This is a genomic window from Bacillus yunxiaonensis (assembly GCF_037104695.1).
GTDB classification, from domain to species: Bacteria; Bacillota; Bacilli; order Bacillales; family Bacillaceae_G; genus Bacillus_A; species Bacillus_A yunxiaonensis.
This window is the reverse complement of record NZ_JBAWSV010000014.1, coordinates 24,938-41,939: the sequence shown is the minus strand read 5'-3', so window position 1 is coordinate 41,939 and position 17,002 is coordinate 24,938. Positions and strand designations below refer to the sequence as shown.

Genomic DNA, 17,002 nt, shown 5'->3' with positions numbered 1-17,002 from the left:
TCCCTCCTTTGACCATTAAAATTGTAAGCCAGCCTCACGAGCAGCTTCAGCTAAAGCTTTAACACGACCATGGTATAAGTAACCGCCGCGATCAAATACTACTTCTTTAACGCCTTTCTCTACAGCACGTTTAGCAACTAATTCGCCAACTTTAGTAGCAGCATCAGTGTTGCCTGTACCGTTAAGAGTAAGTTCTTTATCAAGAGTAGACGCGCTTGCTAATGTTACACCGTTTACATCATCAATTACTTGAGCGTAAATGTGTTGATTAGAACGGAACACGTTTAAACGTGGACGCTCAGCAGTACCAGCAAGCTTTGCACGTACACGTGCGTGTCTTTTCTTACGAACCGCATTTTTATCAGGTTTAGTGATCATTCTTGTCACTCCTTTCTTTCACCTAACGGGTTTACTTAGCAGTTTTACCTTCTTTACGACGTACAACTTCGCCTTCGTAACGAATACCTTTGCCTTTATATGGCTCTGGAGCACGTACAGCGCGAACGTTAGCAGCGAATTCGCCAACACGTTGCTTGTCGATACCTTTGATTACGATCTTTGTAGGAGCAGGAACTTCAACTTCAAGACCAGCTTCTGGAGTCATCTCAACTGGGTGAGAGTAACCTACGTTTAATACAAGTTTGTCACCTTGTTTTTGTGCACGGTAACCTACACCGATTAATTCAAGTCCGCGAGCGAAACCTGCTGTTACACCTTCAACCATGTTTCCAAGAAGAGCACGAGTTGTTCCGTGTAATGCACGGTGTTCCTTCTGTTCAGAAGGACGTTCTACTGTTAAGATATTTTCTTCAATTTTGATAACCATATCAGCATTGAAAGTACGAGTTAATTCACCTTTAGGGCCTTTTACAGTCACAGTATTATTTTCTGCTACTGTAACTGTAACACCTGCAGGGATTTCAAGAATCTTTTTACCAATACGAGACATGTGGTCACACCTCCGTTCGTTTAAATATATATTACCAAACGTATGCTACTACTTCTCCACCAGTTTGTAATTGACGAGCATCTTTGTCAGTCATTACGCCCTTAGATGTAGAAACAAGTGCAATACCTAATCCGTTAAGTACACGTGGTACTTCATCAGCTTTTGCATAAACGCGTAAGCCAGGCTTACTGATACGCTTTAATCCAGTGATTACACGCTCATTGTTTACACCGTATTTTAGGAAAATACGAAGGATACCTTGTTTGTTATCCTCGATGTATTCCACATCACGAATGAAACCTTCACGTTTTAGGATTTCAGCGATTTCTTTTTTGATTTTAGAAGCAGGAACTTCTAATTTCTCATGACGTACCATGTTCGCATTACGGATGCGAGTAAGCATATCTGCAATTGGATCTGTCATCACCATGTGTTTTACCTCCTTCCCATTTGTGGGTATTACCAACTAGCTTTTTTAACACCAGGAATTTGTCCTTTATATGCAAGTTCACGGAAACAAATACGGCAAAGTTTAAATTTGCGGTATACAGAATGCGGACGACCGCAGCGCTCGCAACGTGTATAATCTTGCACTTTAAACTTAGGAGTACGCTTTTGTTTCGCAATCATAGATTTTTTAGCCACGTTTTCGCCTCCTCTACTTAGCGTTGGCTTCCATTATTTTTGGAATGGCATACCGAATTGTGTTAAAAGTTCACGAGCTTCTTCATCAGTTTTCGCTGTAGTAACGATTACGATGTCCATACCACGAACTTTGCTTACTTTATCATAATCAATCTCAGGGAAAATTAATTGCTCTTTAACACCTAATGTGTAGTTACCACGACCATCGAAAGATTTCTTAGAAACACCACGGAAATCACGTACACGTGGTAAAGAAACTGATACTAATTTGTCGAAGAACTCATACATTTGCTCGCCGCGTAAAGTAACCTTTGCACCGATAGGCATACCCTCACGAAGACGGAAACCTGCGATAGATTTTTTAGCGCGAGTTACAACAGGCTTTTGACCTGCGATTTGTGTTAATTCTTCTACAGCACTGTCTAATGCTTTAGAATTGGATACCGCGTCACCAACACCAGTGTTGATTACGATCTTTTCGATTTTCGGTACTTCCATTACAGATTTATAGTTAAACTTGCTCACAAGAGCAGGAGTAATTTCTTTTTGGAATTTCTCTTTAAGGCGATTCAATGAAGGGACCTCCTTTCATATAGAACTTATTTATCTAATAATTCACCAGATTTTTTTGCAACACGAACTTTTTTACCATCTTCCACTTTGTAACCTACGCGAGTAGGTACACCTGTTTTAGGATCTAATGGCATAACATTAGATACGTGGATAGGTGCTTCTTTCGTGATAATTCCACCTTGTGGATTTAACTGAGATGGCTTAGAGTGCTTCTTAACGATGTTAACACCCTCAACGATAACACGGTTTTCTTTTGGGAAAGCTGCAAGGATAACACCTTGTTTTCCTTTGTCTTTACCACTGATTACCTGTACTTTATCACCTTTTTTTACATGCATCTTACTTCTGCACCTCCTTAGCAAGGCAAGACCTTAAATTATAGAACTTCTGGAGCTAAAGAAACGATCTTCATGAAGTTGTTATCACGTAATTCACGAGCTACTGGTCCGAAGATACGAGTACCACGTGGGCTCTTATCATCTTTAATGATAACCGCTGCGTTTTCATCAAATTTGATATAAGAACCGTCTGGACGACGAGCACCGCTCTTCGTACGTACTACTACTGCTTTAACAACGTCACCTTTTTTAACAACGCCACCTGGTGTTGCTTGTTTTACCGTAGCAACGATAATATCACCGATGTTTGCGTATTTACGACCAGAGCCGCCTAATACTTTAATTGTTAAAAGTTCACGTGCGCCAGAGTTGTCAGCTACTTTTAAACGAGATTCTTGTTGGATCATGTTATGAAACCTCCCTTCGGACTTAAAATTCCGATTCGTCTATTTAGATAATAACCGCTTCTTCAACGATTTCAACTAAACGGAAACGCTTAGTAGCAGAAAGCGGGCGAGTTTCCATGATTTTTACGATATCGCCAACTTTTGCTTGGTTTTGCTCATCATGGGCTTTGTACTTCTTAGAATACTTAACGCGCTTTCCATACAAGGAATGAGTTTTGTAAGTTTCAACTAAAACTGTAATCGTTTTGTCCATTTTGTCAGAAACAACACGACCAGTGTAAACTTTGCGTTGGTTACGTTCGCTCACTTTGCAAACCTCCCCTCAATTTATCGATTAATTCCGATCTCTCTTTCACGAACTACAGTTTTCATACGAGCAATCGCTTTACGCACTTCACGGATGCGTGTTGGATTCTCTAATTGTCCTGTAGCAAGCTGGAAGCGAAGATTAAACAACTCTTCCTTTAAAGCTTTAACTTTTGTTTCGATTTCGGCAGTGGTTAATTCACGAATATCATTAGTTTTCATTAGATTCACCACCATTTTCTTCACGTTTTACGAATTTACATTTCACTGGTAATTTGTGAGCTGCAAGACGTAATGCTTCGCGTGCTACCTCTTCAGATACACCCGCAATTTCAAACATAACCTTTCCAGGTTTTACTACTGCTACCCAACCTTCTGGAGCCCCTTTACCGGAACCCATACGTACTTCTAGAGGTTTAGCAGTGTAAGGTTTAGAAGGGAAAATTTTAATCCAAACTTTACCGCCACGTTTCATATAACGAGTCATTGCACGACGAGCTGCTTCGATTTGACGGTTTGTAATCCAAGAAGCTTCTTGAGATTGTAAACCAAACTCACCAAAATGTACTTCAGCGCCACCTTTTGCACGACCACGCATTTTACCACGATGCTCTCTACGATATTTTACGCGTTTAGGCATTAACATATTATTTTCCTCCTTCCTCAGAAGCTTTCTTTTTTGTAGGAAGGACTTCTCCACGGTAGATCCATACTTTTACGCCTAATTTACCGTACGTTGTATCAGCTTCAGCTGTTGCATAGTCAATATCAGCGCGAAGTGTATGAAGTGGAACAGTTCCTTCACTGTAAGATTCTGCACGAGCGATATCAGCTCCGCCAAGACGACCAGAAACCTGTGTTTTAATACCTTTAGCTCCTGCACGCATAGCACGTTGAATTGCTTGCTTTTGTGCACGACGGAAAGATACACGGTTTTCTAATTGACGAGCGATGTTTTCGCCTACTAATTTAGCGTCAAGATCAGCTCTCTTAACTTCTAAAATGTTGATGTGTACACGTTTACCTGTCAATTGGTTAAGAGCTTTACGAAGTGCTTCAACTTCTGTACCACCTTTACCAATTACCATACCAGGTTTTGCAGTGTGAATTGTAACATTTACACGATTTGCCGCACGCTCGATTTCTACTTTAGAAACAGCAGAATCTTTTAAGCGAACGTTGATGTATTCACGAATTTTGATGTCTTCATGTAAGAATGTAGCGTAATCTTTTTCAGCGTACCAACGAGATTCCCAATCACGAATGATACCGACACGAAGACCAACTGGACTAACCTTTTGACCCATCGATTATCCCTCCTTCTTTTCTGATACCACAACTGTGATGTGGCTTGTGCGTTTGTTAATTTGGCTTGCACGACCCATTGCACGTGGACGGAAACGTTTTAACGTTGGACCTTCGTCAACGAAAACTTTTTCAACAACTAAGTTGTTTACATCCATTTCATAGTTATGTTCTGCATTTGCAATTGCAGATTTCAAAACTTTTTCTACAACTGGAGAAGCAGTTTTTGGTGTGTGGTTAAGGATAGCAATCGCTTCACCCACTTGCTTACCTCGGATTAAGTCTACTACTAAACGAACTTTACGAGGAGCAATACGAACTGTTCTCGCTACTGCTTTAGCTTGCATTGAAGTGCCTCCTCTCATTATCTTCTAGTTTTCTTATCGTCAGCATCATGACCTTTGTACGTACGAGTTGGTGCGAACTCACCTAACTTGTGGCCAACCATATCCTCAGTTACGTATACAGGAACGTGTTTACGACCATCATATACAGCGATTGTATGACCAATAAACTGTGGGAAGATCGTTGAACGACGAGACCAAGTTTTTACAACTTGTTTTTGCTCAGTTTCATTTAACTTTGCAATTTTGTTCATTAAATGATCATCAACAAATGGTCCTTTTTTCAAGCTACGAGCCATTTTGGTGCCTCCCTTCGTGATTGCCGTACGGTTCTAGAAATGAACCGTACTACAACCCCATTATTTTTTACGACGACGAACGATGAATTTGTCAGACGCTTTATTTTTCTTACGAGTTTTGAATCCAAGAGTTGGTTTACCCCATGGAGACATTGGAGACTTACGTCCGATTGGTGAGCGACCTTCACCACCACCGTGTGGGTGATCAACTGGGTTCATTACAGAACCACGAACAGTTGGGCGCTTGCCTAACCAGCGAGAACGACCCGCTTTACCAATTTTAATAAGTTCATGGTGCTCATTACCTACTTGACCTACTGTAGCACGGCAAGTAGCTAGAACTAAGCGTACTTCACCAGAAGTTAAACGTACAAGTACGTATTTACCTTCTTTACCAAGTACTTGAGCAGATGTACCAGCAGAACGAACTAATTGTCCACCGCGGCCTGGTTTAAGCTCGATGTTATGAACAACTGTACCTACTGGAATGTTGATTAATGGTAATGCGTTACCGATTTTAATGTCCGCTTCTGGGCCAGACATGATTTCCATACCTACTTCTAAGTTTTTAGGAGCAAGGATGTAACGTTTTTCACCGTCAACGTAGTTAATTAATGCGATATTCGCAGAGCGGTTTGGATCGTATTCGATCGTAGCAACGCGTCCAGGAATTCCATCTTTGTTACGTTTGAAGTCGATGATACGGTATTGACGCTTGTGTCCGCCACCTTGGTGACGTACAGTGATTTTACCTTGGTTATTACGTCCAGCCTTTTTGCTTAAAGGCGCAAGTAATGATTTTTCCGGTCTATCAGTCGTGATTTCAGCGAAATCATTCGTAGTCATGTTACGACGACCGTTAGTAGTTGGATTATACTTTTTGATTGCCATCTGATTTTCCCTCCTTCTTTAGTAAGAATTAAACTCCTTGGAAGATCTCGATTTCTTTGCTGTCAGCAGTAAGCTTAACGATTGCTTTACGACGACGGTTAGTGAAACCAGCGTGACGACCCACACGTTTTGCTTTTGGTTTGTAGTTCATGATATTTACTTTATCAACTTCAACACCAAAGATAGCTTCTACAGCATCTTTAACTTCCGTTTTATTAGCTTTAACGTCCACATCGAACGTGTATTTTTTTTCAGCCATCATTTCCATAGAACGTTCAGTGACAACTGGGCGCTTAATGATATCACGAGGATCTTTCATTATGCAAGCACCTCCTCTACTTTTTCCACTGCCGCTTTTGTCATGATTAGCTTATCATGATGAAGCACGTCTAAAACGTTTACGCCATCAGCAGTGATTACTGTTACTCCAGGAATATTGCGAGCAGATAACTCAACTGCTTCGTTTACATCAGCAGTTACGATAAGAGCTTTCTTCTCAACAGTTAATCCTTTAAGAACTGCTACCATGTCTTTTGTTTTTGGTGCATTTAACACTAAGTCTTCAAGAACTACGATGTTGTTCTCAACTACTTTAGTAGCTAATGCAGATTTAATAGCTAAGCGACGAACTTTTTTAGGTAGTTTGTATGCATAGCTTCTTGGTGTAGGTCCGAATACCGTACCACCACCACGCCATTGAGGAGAGCGGATAGAACCTTGACGAGCACGTCCAGTTCCTTTTTGACGCCATGGTTTACGACCTCCACCGCGCACTTCAGAGCGAGTTTTTACTTTATGTGTACCTTGACGTAAAGATGCACGTTGCATCATTACTGCTTCAAAAAGTACAGCTTCATTTGGTTCGATACCGAAAACAGTTTCAGCTAATTGGATTTCACCAACTTCAGAACCAGTTTGGTTAAATAACTTTACTTTTGGCATTGGGGTTCCTCCTTTCTTATAGAGAATTATTTGCTAGCCTTAACAGCACTACGAACAACTACAAGAGATTTCTTAGCGCCAGGAACGTTGCCTTTTACTAACAGTAAGTTGCGTTCTACGTCAACTTGAACGATTTCTAAGTTTTGGATAGTAACTTGGTCTCCACCCATACGTCCAGCAAGCTTTTTGCCTTTAAATACACGGTTCGGAGCAACAGGGCCCATTGAACCAGGACGACGGTGATAACGAGAACCGTGAGACATAGGTCCGCGAGATTGTCCGTGGCGTTTAATAGCACCTTGGAAACCTTTACCTTTAGAAATACCTGTTACGTCTACAGTTTCACCTGCAGCGAAAACTTCTACTTTTACCTCTTGACCAACTTCTTGTCCTTCCACGTCTGCATCGCGAAGTTCGCGAATGAAGCGCTTAGGAGCAGTAGTTGCTTTAGCAACGTGACCTTGTTCAGGTTTGTTAGCTAATTTTTCGCGCTTGTCATCAAAACCTAACTGAATTGCATTGTAGCCATCAGTTTCAACAGTTTTCTTTTGAAGAACAACGTTTGGAGTTGCTTCGATAACAGTTACAGGAATTAGCTCGCCGTTTTCAGCAAATACTTGAGTCATACCGATCTTTTTTCCTAAGATTCCTTTGGTCATGAGTTACACCTCCTACATTTTAACTTATATAAATTATAGTTTGATTTCGATATCTACACCAGATGGTAAGTCTAAACGCATTAAAGAGTCTACTGTTTGTGGAGTAGGGCTCACGATGTCGATTAGACGTTTGTGCGTGCGCATTTCGAATTGCTCACGAGAATCTTTGTATTTATGAACCGCACGAAGAATCGTGTAAACAGTTTTTTCAGTTGGTAATGGGATTGGACCAGAAACTGTCGCCCCAGAACGCTTAGCTGTTTCTACGATTTTCTCAGCTGACTGATCAAGAATACGGTGATCGTAAGCTTTTAAACGAATACGAATTTTTTCTTTTGCCATTATTTTCCCTCCTTCGTTCGCCTATTTTAAAAATAGACATTCTCCATGGAAATTTCCACACACTCGCCATGGCAAAGCGGCCGGGTGTGTCAGCAACCTTCCACTTCATCGCAGTCAAAGACCAACATTGTTTATTATACAATGTTATTCGTCCAGATGCAAGCATTTTTTTGTTTGCATCTGCTTTTCTCTACTTTTGCTATTATACATGGCACTTTAAATAATTTCAAGTTTTCATCTGCTGTAATTCTTTTTACAGTTTTTGGTTGGATGGTTTTGTAGTTTATATATTATAGAAGAAACTCGTCAAAGCTTAAAAATAGATCTTTATCTATTATAAATTGAAACTTCCATCAGTAGGTTTTCTTCCTCTGCCCGTCTTCCTCACTTCTCTCTCAATTTTGAGGTGAGGGCTTCCTACTCACAAATAGCCGGATAAATAAAAAACCCAAGGGAAAATCCCTTGGGTTTCATATATCAGTTAAGATTACTCAACGATAGTTGCAACTACACCGTAACCTACAGTACGTCCACCTTCACGAATAGAGAACTTAGTTCCCTCTTCGATCGCGATTGGAGCGATAAGTTCGATAGTCATTTCGATGTTGTCACCAGGCATTACCATTTCAGTACCTTCTGGTAATTGGATGATACCAGTTACGTCAGTTGTACGGAAATAGAATTGTGGGCGGTAGTTAGCGAAGAATGGAGTGTGACGTCCACCTTCTTCTTTAGATAAAACGAAAACTTCAGCTTTGAATTTAGCGTGAGCTTTTACAGAGCCAGTTTTAGCAAGAACTTGTCCACGTTGGATTTCTTCACGAGCAACCCCACGAAGTAGAGCACCGATGTTGTCTCCAGCTTGAGCTTGGTCAAGAAGCTTACGGAACATTTCTACACCAGTTACAGTTGTAGATTTGTTTTCTTCAGTGAAACCGATGATTTCTACTACGTCACCAACTTTAACGATACCGCGCTCTACGCGACCAGTAGCAACTGTACCACGACCTGTGATAGAGAATACGTCCTCAACAGGCATTAAGAATGCTTTTTCAGTGTCACGTTCTGGAGTTGGGATGTAAGCATCAACTTCGTTCATTAATTCAATGATTTTTGCTTCCCACTCAGCATCTCCTTGAAGAGCTTTAAGAGCAGAACCTTTAACTACAGGGATATCATCGCCTGGGAAGTCGTATTCAGATAATAGATCGCGAACTTCCATTTCTACTAATTCTAATAACTCTTCGTCGTCAACCATGTCGCATTTGTTTAAGAATACAACGATGTAAGGAACACCTACTTGACGAGAAAGAAGGATGTGCTCACGAGTTTGAGGCATTGGGCCATCAGCAGCAGATACTACTAAGATACCGCCGTCCATTTGAGCAGCACCAGTGATCATGTTTTTAACATAGTCAGCGTGACCTGGGCAGTCAACGTGTGCATAGTGACGAGTTTCAGTTTCGTACTCAACGTGTGCAGTTGAGATTGTGATACCGCGCTCTCTTTCTTCTGGAGCAGCATCGATTTGGTCGTAACCTTTCGCTTCAGCACCACCAGCTTTTGCAAGAACTGTAGTGATAGCAGCAGTTAATGTAGTTTTACCATGGTCAACGTGGCCGATTGTACCAATGTTAACATGTGGTTTAGAACGTTCGAATTTAGCTTTTCCCATTCTAAATTCCTCCTTAGTTATATAGGTTATTTTATATTCAGACTAGAAAGTAAGGGGCCTAAGCCCCGCTTCTTTCTAAGCTTACATAAGTAGTTATACTTGAACAATCGATAAAAATCAATTATTCACCTTTATTTTTTTTAATAATTTCTTCTGAAACAGACTTCGGTACTTCTTCATAATGATCAAATGTCATTGAGAATGTTCCGCGTCCTTGAGTGTTAGAACGTAATGCCGTTGCATAACCGAACATTTCAGAAAGTGGAACCATAGCGCGAACAACTTGTGCGTTACCGCGAGCTTCCATACCTTCTACACGTCCACGACGAGATGTTACGTCACCCATAATGTCACCCATGTACTCTTCAGGAATTACAACTTCAACTTTCATCATTGGCTCAAGAATTACTGGGCTACATTTAGAAACCGCAGCTTTAAGGGCCATAGATGCAGCGATTTTGAACGCCATCTCAGAGGAGTCAACATCATGGTAAGATCCGTCAACTAATGCAGCTTTAATGTCTACTACAGGATATCCTGCAAGTACACCATTTTTAAGCGCATCTTCAAGACCTGCTCCTACAGCTGGGATGTATTCACGTGGAACTACACCACCGACGATCTTGTTTTGGAATTCGAATCCTTTACCTTCTTCGTTAGGTTCAAACTCAATCCAAACGTGACCGAATTGTCCACGACCACCAGATTGACGAGCGAACTTACCTTCAACTTTCGCAGAAGCGCGGAAAGTCTCACGGTATGCTACCTGAGGAGCACCAACGTTTGCTTCCACTTTGAATTCACGGCGCATACGGTCAACGATGATATCAAGGTGAAGTTCACCCATACCAGCGATGATTGTTTGGCCAGTTTCTTGGTCAGTGTGAGCACGGAATGTTGGATCTTCTTCAGAAAGCTTAGATAATGCTGTACCCATTTTATCTTGGTCAGCTTTAGATTTTGGTTCGATAGCTACAGAGATAACCGGCTCTGGGAATTCCATAGACTCAAGGATAACAAGGCTCTTCTCGTCACAAAGAGTATCACCAGTTGTAGTATCTTTTAACCCTACAGCAGCAGCGATGTCACCAGCATAAACTGTTGAAATCTCTTCACGGCTGTTTGCGTGCATTTGTAGGATACGACCTACACGCTCACGCTTACCTTTAGTTGAGTTTTTCACGTATGATCCAGAGTTTAATGTACCAGAGTACACACGGAAGAACGTTAATTTACCAACATAAGGGTCAGTCATGATTTTGAATGCTAAAGCTGCGAATGGTTCTTCATCGCTAGATTTACGTTCTACTTCTTCATCTGTATCCGGAATGATACCTTTAATAGCAGGTACGTCAAGTGGAGATGGAAGGTAGTCGATAACTGCATCTAACAGAATTTGAACACCTTTGTTTTTGAATGCTGAACCACAGATTACTGGGAAGAATTCAACAGAAGTTGTAGCCTTACGGATACCAGCTTTAAGCTCTTCTACAGTGATTTCTTCACCTTCTAGGTACTTCATCATCATTTCTTCATCAAGCTCTGCTACCGCTTCGATAAGTTTTCCACGGTATTCATCAGCTAATTCTTTATGTTCTGCAGGAATTTCAATACGTTGGATATCTGTTCCTAAGTCGTTTGTGTACATGTATGCACACTCTTCTACTAGGTCGATAATTCCCGTAAATTGATCTTCAGCACCGATTGGTAACTGAATTGGATGAGCGTTTGCTTGTAAACGGTCATGAATTGTTCCTACAGAGTATAAGAAGTCTGCACCGATCTTGTCCATTTTGTTAACGAACACGATACGTGGTACACCGTAAGTAGTAGCCTGACGCCAAACAGTTTCTGTTTGTGGTTCTACACCAGATTGCGCGTCAAGTACTGCTACAGCACCGTCAAGTACGCGTAAAGAACGTTCTACTTCTACAGTGAAGTCTACGTGTCCTGGAGTGTCAATGATGTTTACACGGTGACCCTTCCATTGAGCAGTAGTTGCTGCAGAAGTAATTGTGATACCACGCTCTTGCTCTTGCTCCATCCAGTCCATCTGAGATGCACCTTCGTGAGTTTCACCGATTTTGTGAATGCGGCCTGTGTAGTACAGGATACGCTCAGTTGCTGTTGTTTTACCAGCATCGATGTGAGCCATGATACCAATATTACGAGTGTTTTCTAAGGAGAACTCTCTAGTCATTTGGTGTCTTTCTCCTTCCTAATACGGATTGGATTTTTTTATTTTAAGTAGCAAAAAAGCCACTTTATTTTGTTACATATGTCAGTATGTCTAGTACCCTCATTATGTAAAACGAGCGCCCATTGAAAGGGAGAGGTATTCTCCCTCTCCACACTTCCATAAGCGACAAATAAAGCGGTTTATGCTTATAGTTATTTTTCGTTGAATCCTACCAACGGTAATGAGCAAATGCTTTGTTAGCTTCTGCCATTTTGTGAGTGTCTTCACGTTTCTTAACAGATGCACCACTATTGTTAGCTGCATCTAAGATTTCGTAAGCTAAACGCTCTTCCATAGTTTTTTCACCACGAAGACGAGCATAGTTTACTAACCAACGAAGACCTAAAGTTGTACGGCGTTCCGGACGAACCTCAACTGGAACTTGGTAGTTAGCACCACCAACACGACGAGCGCGTACTTCAAGAACAGGCATGATGTTCTTAAGAGCTTGCTCGAATACTTCCATTGGTTCGTTACCAGTACGTTCACGAACGATATCGAACGCATTATAAAGAATTGTTTGAGATTTACCTTTTTTACCGTCAACCATCATTTTGTTGATTAGGCGTGTTACAAGTTTAGAATTGTACATTGGATCTGGTAACACGTCACGTTTCGCAACAGGTCCTTTACGAGGCATATTGAGTTCCTCCTTTCAGTTCAGTTTTATTATTTCTTAGCAGCTTTTGGTCTCTTAGTACCATATTTAGAACGTCCTTGCATACGTTTGTCAACACCAGCAGTGTCAAGCGCACCACGAACGATGTGGTAACGTACCCCTGGTAAGTCTTTTACACGACCACCGCGAATTAATACTACGCTGTGTTCTTGTAGGTTATGACCGATACCTGGGATGTAAGCAGTAACCTCGATACCATTTGTTAAACGTACACGAGCGTATTTACGTAACGCTGAGTTCGGTTTCTTTGGAGTCATTGTACCAACACGAGTACATACACCACGTTTTTGAGGTGCAGAGATATCAGTTGCTTTTTTCTTTAAAGAGTTGAAACCTTTGTTTAACGCAGGTGATTTAGATTTCCATACTTTATCAGTACGTCCATTTCTCACTAATTGGTTAATAGTAGGCATTAATTTATCCTCCCTTCGCACGTTTGTATGACCACATATCCAGGTGGTTCATTATTAGTTGAAAACAAAGTTTTTGCAAGGGAGAGCAAATGCTCTCTCCTCACAAAAACAGTTTTAACTTGTTATTCCTATCGCTGAAGCTCCTACCGCATCTCATTCATTTTCATGCTGAGATCCAGTTTTTAAAAAGTACGTTATGTTGCACTGCAAAAGCTACTGCAACGTTCTAACTATACCGTGTTGAATTACATTCAACGTTTATTTAGGAGCAACCTTGCTTATATTAACATTTCGCATTGCATAATGTCAACTAGGATTATCTGTTTTTATACAAAATTTACGACGGAAAATTTTAGTTTTCTACGTAAACCTCGTCATTTTCTACATTTATTTCTTCTTTTGCTGTTTTTACAAGATCTACTCTGCGGTAACGATTCATACCTGTACCAGCCGGAACAAGTTTACCGATAATAACATTTTCTTTCAGACCAAGAAGTTCATCGCGCTTACCTTTAATTGCCGCATCAGTTAACACACGAGTTGTTTCCTGGAATGATGCTGCAGATAAGAATGAATCTGTTTCAAGTGAAGCCTTTGTAATACCAAGAAGGATTGGACGTGCTGTTGCTGGTTGTTTACCTTTAAGCAACACTTTCGCATTTGCATCTGTGAACTGATGAATATCCAGTAATGTTCCTGGTAATACATCTGTTTCACCAGCATCGATTACACGAACTTTGCGAAGCATTTGACGAACCATTACTTCAACGTGTTTATCTCCAATTTCTACCCCTTGCATACGGTATACTTTTTGTACTTCACGAAGCAGGTATTCTTGGACTGCTGTAATATCTGTTACTTTCAGTAATTCTTTCGGATCGATAGAACCTTCTGTAAGTTCTTTACCGTGTTCAATGCGGTGTCCTGGAGCTACTTTTAGACGAGCGCCATAAGGAATTACATACGTACGAGCTTCTACATCACCTTGTACAACAACCTCTTGGCGATCTTTCACATCGTTAATCGCTGCAACAACACCGTCGATTTCACTGATAACCGCTTGACCTTTCGGATTACGCGCTTCGAAAATCTCTTGAATACGCGGTAAACCTTGTGTGATATCGTCTCCAGCAACCCCACCTGTATGGAATGTACGCATCGTTAACTGTGTACCTGGCTCACCGATAGATTGAGCTGCGATAATACCAACCGCTTCGCCTACTTCTACATCTGTACCAGTAGCTAAGTTGCGACCGTAACATTTCTTACATACGCCGTGGCGTGTGTTACATGTAAATGCAGAACGGATGTACAATTGTTCAACGCCTGCTTTTTCAATGATATGAGCGATATCTTCTGTAATTAATTCATTTTCACGAACTAACACTTCGCCTGTTTCTGGATGCTTCACAGTTTTTCTTGCGAAACGTCCTACAAGACGATCGTATAAGGACTCGATAATTTCGTTTCCTTCTTTAATTGCGCCAATTAATAAGCCGCGGTCTGTTCCACAATCGTCTTCACGAACGATAACATCTTGTGCAACGTCAACAAGACGACGAGTTAAGTAACCAGAATCCGCAGTCTTAAGTGCTGTATCGGCAAGACCTTTACGCGCACCGTGTGTAGAGATGAAGTACTCGAGTACCGTTAAACCTTCGCGGAAACTTGATTTGATTGGAAGTTCGATAATACGACCAGATGGGTTAGCCATCAAACCACGCATACCAGCAAGCTGAGTGAAGTTCGATGCGTTACCACGGGCACCAGAGTCACTCATCATGAAGATCGGATTGCGCTTATCTAAGGTTTTCATCAGTTTTCCTTGGATAACATCTTTTGCATTACTCCAAATAGAGATAACACGATCATAACGTTCTTCCTCTGTAATTAAACCGCGACGGAATTGCTTAATTACTGTATCTACTTTTGCTTGCGCTTCATGCAAGATTTCTTCTTTTTCACCTAATACAAGGATATCCGCCACACCAACTGTAATACCAGCTTTTGTAGAGTATTTAAATCCTAGGTTTTTCATGCGGTCAAGCATGCGAGATGTTTCAGTAATTTTGAAACGTTTAAATACTTCAGCAATGATATTACCAAGAATTTTCTTGCTAAATGGTGCCACTTCTTCGCGACTAGCAATAATTTCTCTTACGTTAGCGCCTTTTTCAACAAAGTATTCCACTGGAGTTTCTTTCTCCAAGTTTGTTTTTGTTGGTTCGTTAATGTAAGGGAAAGATTTCGGTAAGATTTCATTGAATATTAACTTACCAACTGTTGTTAACAACAGTTTGCTGTTTTGCTCTTCTGTAAACGTTTCGTTGTTTACAGAGCTTGCTGCAACAGCAACACGAGTATGCAAGTGTACATATCCGTTTTGGTATGCAATTAATGCTTCGTTCGTATCTTTGAAAACCATACCTTCACCAATTGCATCTGCACGTTCAAGCGTTAGGTAGTAGTTACCTAATACCATATCCTGAGATGGTGTAACAACTGGTTTTCCGTCTTTCGGGTTCAAGATATTTTGTGCAGCTAACATAAGAAGACGAGCTTCTGCTTGTGCTTCTGATGATAACGGAACGTGAACCGCCATTTGGTCACCGTCAAAGTCCGCGTTGTATGCAGTACATACAAGTGGATGAAGACGAATTGCACGACCTTCTACTAATGTAGGTTCAAACGCTTGAATACCAAGACGGTGAAGCGTTGGAGCACGGTTTAGAAGTACAGGGTGTTCTTTAATTACAGACTCTAAAACATCCCAAACTTCAGGCTGTACTCGCTCAATTTTACGTTTAGCACTCTTAATGTTGTGTGCTAATCCTTTTCCTACCAACTCTTTCATTACAAAAGGTTTGAACAATTCAAGCGCCATTTCTTTTGGCAGACCGCATTGGTACATTTTTAAGTTCGGTCCTACAACGATAACGGAACGACCAGAGTAGTCAACACGTTTACCTAATAAGTTTTGACGGAAGCGTCCTTGCTTACCTTTTAACATATGAGAAAGAGATTTTAATGGACGGTTACCAGGTCCAGTAACTGGACGGCCACGACGACCATTATCAATTAAAGCATCTACTGCTTCTTGTAACATACGCTTTTCGTTTTGGACGATGATGCTTGGTGCACCTAAGTCTAATAAACGTTTTAAACGATTGTTACGGTTAATTACACGACGGTATAAGTCGTTTAAGTCAGAAGTTGCAAAACGTCCACCATCTAGCTGTACCATTGGACGAAGCTCTGGTGGGATAACTGGAAGAACATCTAGAATCATCCAAGATGGTTCGTTTCCAGAGTTACGGAATGCTTCTAATACTTCTAGACGTTTAATAGCACGAGTACGACGTTGTCCTTGTGCTGTTTTTAACTCTTCTTTTAAGAAGTCTACTTCTTTATCTAAATCGATATCTTGTAATAACTTCTTAATTGCCTCTGCGCCCATAGAAGCTTGGAAAGAGTTTCCGTATCTATCGCGATACGCACGGTATTCCTTCTCCGAAAGAAGTTGCTTCTTATCAAGCGGTGTATCACCGCTTTCTGTTACCACATAAGAAGCGAAATAAATTACTTCTTCAAGCGCGCGAGGGGACATGTCTAAGACAAGTCCCATGCGGCTTGGGATACCTTTGAAATACCAAATATGAGATACAGGAGCAGCTAATTCGATATGACCCATACGTTCACGACGAACTTTCGCACGCGTTACTTCAACACCGCATCGATCACAAACTACACCTTTATAACGGACACGTTTATATTTACCACAATGACATTCCCAGTCTTTTGTTGGACCGAAAATACGCTCACAGAACAAACCGTCTTTCTCTGGTTTCAATGTACGATAGTTAATCGTCTCGGGTTTTTTTACTTCCCCATATGACCAAGAGCGAATTTTGTCTGGTGATGCAAGTCCAATCTTCATATATTCAAAGTTGTTTACATCTATCAAGGGGCCTACCTCCCTTTTAGTCTACAGGTTAT

At 41.0% G+C, this 17,002-nt stretch carries 23 protein-coding genes; all 23 read right to left on the bottom strand.

Going from position 1 to position 17,002, the window contains the following annotated elements; translation table 11 throughout:
* Positions 1-15: 15 nt before the first annotated feature.
* On the bottom strand, positions 16-378 hold the full coding sequence (gene rplR, locus WAX78_RS24280) for a 50S ribosomal protein L18 (RefSeq protein WP_336484571.1): 363 nt from the start codon (positions 376-378) through the stop codon (positions 16-18).
* 31 nt (positions 379-409) lie between these two features.
* Entirely contained in the window at positions 410-949 is a 540-nt protein-coding gene (rplF, locus tag WAX78_RS24275) for a 50S ribosomal protein L6 (protein WP_336484570.1), read from the bottom strand.
* 31 nt (positions 950-980) lie between these two features.
* Positions 981-1,379 (bottom strand): 30S ribosomal protein S8, encoded by a 399-nt coding sequence (gene rpsH, locus WAX78_RS24270; RefSeq protein WP_020062303.1) that lies wholly within the window; start codon positions 1,377-1,379, stop codon positions 981-983.
* Between the two features lie 29 nt (positions 1,380-1,408).
* Entirely contained in the window at positions 1,409-1,594 is a 186-nt protein-coding gene (gene rpsN, locus WAX78_RS24265) for a 30S ribosomal protein S14 (protein WP_020062302.1), read from the bottom strand.
* A 33-nt stretch (positions 1,595-1,627) separates the two neighbouring features.
* Entirely contained in the window at positions 1,628-2,167 is a 540-nt protein-coding gene (gene rplE / locus WAX78_RS24260) for a 50S ribosomal protein L5 (RefSeq protein WP_098917215.1), read from the bottom strand.
* 26 nt (positions 2,168-2,193) lie between these two features.
* Positions 2,194-2,505, bottom strand: a complete 312-nt coding sequence (rplX, locus tag WAX78_RS24255; protein WP_090918562.1) for a 50S ribosomal protein L24 — start codon at positions 2,503-2,505, stop codon at positions 2,194-2,196.
* 38 nt (positions 2,506-2,543) lie between these two features.
* On the bottom strand, positions 2,544-2,912 hold the full coding sequence (gene rplN / locus WAX78_RS24250; protein WP_035433708.1) for a 50S ribosomal protein L14: 369 nt from the start codon (positions 2,910-2,912) through the stop codon (positions 2,544-2,546).
* Positions 2,913-2,955: 43 nt separating this feature from the next.
* Positions 2,956-3,219, bottom strand: coding sequence for a 30S ribosomal protein S17 (rpsQ, locus tag WAX78_RS24245; protein WP_011983253.1), 264 nt, complete (start codon positions 3,217-3,219; stop codon positions 2,956-2,958).
* Between the two features lie 20 nt (positions 3,220-3,239).
* The gene (rpmC, locus tag WAX78_RS24240; RefSeq protein WP_000855718.1) at positions 3,240-3,440 is read right to left on the bottom strand and encodes a 50S ribosomal protein L29; all 201 of its coding nucleotides are present in this window, start codon (positions 3,438-3,440) and stop codon (positions 3,240-3,242) included.
* Entirely contained in the window at positions 3,430-3,864 is a 435-nt protein-coding gene (gene rplP / locus WAX78_RS24235) for a 50S ribosomal protein L16 (RefSeq protein WP_020062298.1), read from the bottom strand. Before rplP ends, rpmC begins: the two co-directional genes overlap by 11 nt.
* Position 3,865: 1 nt before the next feature.
* Positions 3,866-4,525, bottom strand: a complete 660-nt coding sequence (rpsC, locus tag WAX78_RS24230; protein WP_020062297.1) for a 30S ribosomal protein S3 — start codon at positions 4,523-4,525, stop codon at positions 3,866-3,868.
* Positions 4,526-4,528: 3 nt separating this feature from the next.
* The gene (rplV, locus tag WAX78_RS24225; RefSeq protein ID WP_011983250.1) at positions 4,529-4,870 is read right to left on the bottom strand and encodes a 50S ribosomal protein L22; all 342 of its coding nucleotides are present in this window, start codon (positions 4,868-4,870) and stop codon (positions 4,529-4,531) included.
* Positions 4,871-4,887: 17 nt separating this feature from the next.
* Positions 4,888-5,166: a 30S ribosomal protein S19 gene (gene rpsS / locus WAX78_RS24220; protein ID WP_020062296.1), complete on the bottom strand. Its 279-nt coding sequence runs from the start codon at positions 5,164-5,166 to the stop codon at positions 4,888-4,890.
* A 60-nt stretch (positions 5,167-5,226) separates the two neighbouring features.
* Positions 5,227-6,057 (bottom strand): 50S ribosomal protein L2, encoded by an 831-nt coding sequence (rplB, locus tag WAX78_RS24215; protein ID WP_098310002.1) that lies wholly within the window; start codon positions 6,055-6,057, stop codon positions 5,227-5,229.
* Positions 6,058-6,085: 28 nt separating this feature from the next.
* Positions 6,086-6,376 carry a 50S ribosomal protein L23 gene (gene rplW / locus WAX78_RS24210; RefSeq protein ID WP_098310001.1) on the bottom strand — a complete coding sequence of 97 codons (291 nt, stop codon included), beginning with the start codon at positions 6,374-6,376 and terminating at the stop codon, positions 6,086-6,088.
* On the bottom strand, positions 6,376-6,999 hold the full coding sequence (rplD, locus tag WAX78_RS24205) for a 50S ribosomal protein L4 (protein WP_154710857.1): 624 nt from the start codon (positions 6,997-6,999) through the stop codon (positions 6,376-6,378). Before rplD ends, rplW begins: the two co-directional genes overlap by 1 nt.
* A 26-nt stretch (positions 7,000-7,025) precedes the next feature.
* Positions 7,026-7,658 carry a 50S ribosomal protein L3 gene (rplC, locus tag WAX78_RS24200; protein WP_253628363.1) on the bottom strand — a complete coding sequence of 211 codons (633 nt, stop codon included), beginning with the start codon at positions 7,656-7,658 and terminating at the stop codon, positions 7,026-7,028.
* A gap of 33 nt (positions 7,659-7,691) precedes the next feature.
* Positions 7,692-8,000, bottom strand: coding sequence for a 30S ribosomal protein S10 (gene rpsJ / locus WAX78_RS24195; RefSeq protein WP_001040596.1), 309 nt, complete (start codon positions 7,998-8,000; stop codon positions 7,692-7,694).
* A 487-nt stretch (positions 8,001-8,487) separates the two neighbouring features.
* A complete protein-coding gene (gene tuf / locus WAX78_RS24190; protein ID WP_336484569.1) occupies positions 8,488-9,675 on the bottom strand; it encodes an elongation factor Tu in 1,188 nt (395 codons plus the stop codon).
* 121 nt (positions 9,676-9,796) lie between these two features.
* On the bottom strand, positions 9,797-11,875 hold the full coding sequence (gene fusA / locus WAX78_RS24185) for an elongation factor G (protein WP_336484568.1): 2,079 nt from the start codon (positions 11,873-11,875) through the stop codon (positions 9,797-9,799).
* A 208-nt stretch (positions 11,876-12,083) separates the two neighbouring features.
* Entirely contained in the window at positions 12,084-12,554 is a 471-nt protein-coding gene (rpsG, locus tag WAX78_RS24180) for a 30S ribosomal protein S7 (protein WP_035433720.1), read from the bottom strand.
* Between the two features lie 29 nt (positions 12,555-12,583).
* The gene (rpsL, locus tag WAX78_RS24175) at positions 12,584-13,006 is read right to left on the bottom strand and encodes a 30S ribosomal protein S12 (protein WP_098309996.1); all 423 of its coding nucleotides are present in this window, start codon (positions 13,004-13,006) and stop codon (positions 12,584-12,586) included.
* Between the two features lie 352 nt (positions 13,007-13,358).
* A complete protein-coding gene (gene rpoC / locus WAX78_RS24170; RefSeq protein WP_336484567.1) occupies positions 13,359-16,970 on the bottom strand; it encodes a DNA-directed RNA polymerase subunit beta' in 3,612 nt (1,203 codons plus the stop codon).
* Positions 16,971-17,002: the final 32 nt, after the last annotated feature.